This is a genomic window from Listeria floridensis FSL S10-1187 (assembly GCF_000525875.1).
Taxonomy (GTDB): Bacteria; Bacillota; Bacilli; order Lactobacillales; family Listeriaceae; genus Listeria; species Listeria floridensis.
In genome coordinates, this window is sequence record NZ_AODF01000059.1 from 1 (window position 1) to 1,618 (window position 1,618).

General features: G+C 34.6%; 2 protein-coding genes. One reads left to right on the plus strand and one right to left on the minus strand.

All coding sequences use genetic code 11. The features are described 5' to 3' along the window. Nucleotides 1–502, minus strand: a 502-nt coding sequence (locus tag MFLO_RS13730) for an antA/AntB antirepressor family protein (RefSeq protein WP_036098610.1), incomplete at its 3' end; no start/stop codon positions are given. Between the two features lie 239 nt (nt 503–741). On the opposite strand from MFLO_RS13730, the gene MFLO_RS15240 reads away from it, so the two are divergent. After that, nucleotides 742–1,368: a helix-turn-helix domain-containing protein gene (locus MFLO_RS15240; RefSeq protein ID WP_077913262.1), complete on the plus strand. Its 627-nt coding sequence runs from the start codon at nt 742–744 to the stop codon at nt 1,366–1,368. The last annotated feature ends 250 nt before the right edge of the window (nt 1,369–1,618 follow it).

A 1,618-nucleotide genomic window follows, 5' to 3' on the forward strand; every position in this document is an offset into this window, starting at 1 on the left:
CATTTAACTGGCGGGCTGACATGCCGTAATCTTTCGCAATATCCGTAATGCGAATTAGGCTAGGACTTTGCAGCACATAATCATAGTAAGCAGCCTTTGGTTCATATTCAGCTACTTTGGCAAGTAGTTGCTGGCGCTGTTGACTGGCGAACTCAAGCGCTCGGCTTAAAACCATTTCAGGTGAGTTCCATGCGGCTTCAACTTGTAAAAAATATTGACGAGCTTGCTTGCCCTTTTCGGTGCGCTGAATCATGGAAATTTCTTTTGCCATTGGCAGTTTAATATGGTGATCTATTATTTCTGTAGTAGGGTTCTTAGGATTATTGGTCGGACATTTTTGACTAACCAATATGAAGTCAGTGTTTTCAACAAATCCGTACTCAGTCATTCTGCCAAACCATTTCGTGTACTGCGTTTTAACACAGAGAAATTCATGAAGTTCTCGGGCACTTACAATAATGTCGCCACTTTCATTTTGGTGTGTTGTTACTAATTCTTGCATTTACATCGCTCCATTTCTAAATTTTAGTTATTTATATAAACAGCCGTTTTGGCTAATATACTATAAACACAGTGACAACGATAGATCAAACATGACCATTAATATTAAAAAATGAAGTGAATGCACTACATTTATAAAGAAATAATAACATCTAATCGAAGGCATGTCAATAATATATGTTTATTCGATTGAAAAAAACGAAGTGTATATGCTACAATAAGTTATAGAGGTGGTTCAAAATGCTAAGAAATAGATTAGCCGTACTTTTAGCTGAAAGAAACTTAAAAATAACACGTGTTTCTAAAGATACAGGCATATCAAGATCAACACTAACAGCTATATCCCAGAATGACAGTAAAATGATCCAAATGGACACTATAGATGGACTTTGTCAATATTTGGGGGTTACACCCTCAGACTTTTTTGATTATGCCCCAATTAAAATTTCAACAACTATTACTAATATGGACTTAAATATAGAAAGCGATTATGAAATGACGGAACTAGAGTTTGAAATTAATATTAATATAGAAAAAAACGAAGGTAGGGAAACCTATTTAGCAGTAGGGAGCCTAGAACACTCTGTGTACATGTCACCAATATGTTGTAACATTAACATAATATTGAGTTTTGATACTGCGGATAATGCCCAAAAATTCAAAGTTAGTGTTGTTGATAAGTTAAGTCCTTTCCTCCAAATACAGCTTAGAAACGATATGAATCATGCTATTTATAATGCCATAGAAAGTGAAATAGAGGTTGTTTTAGATACAATGGAAACAACTATTGAAACTGTAGCCGAAGGGGATTATTTATACGATGTGCAACAAATTGTCTTCAGTCTTACTATTAATGATATATTTTAAACATGAAGAAAATAACGTTTCTATAGATAAAAGCGCCCCAACCAACTCGGCTAAGGCGCTTTTTCTTGTTATCAAAATTCTATAGAAAATTTGTTCGTAGCATGGTACAATATTCTTATAAATTTAAGGGAGGTACATCAATGAAAGAAATCAAATTAAGCTGGGCTGGCTTGATTCCCTCGTTATTATGGAGTTGGATTCTTATTTGGATTCCAAGCATGATAACAGCAGTTAAAATCGCGACTACTAA

Bases quoted from the DNA above. Each gene is read 5' to 3' on its own strand.
- MFLO_RS15240 (WP_077913262.1), top strand. From the start codon at position 742: ATGCTAAGAAATAGATTAGCCGTACTTTTAGCTGAAAGAAACTTAAAA.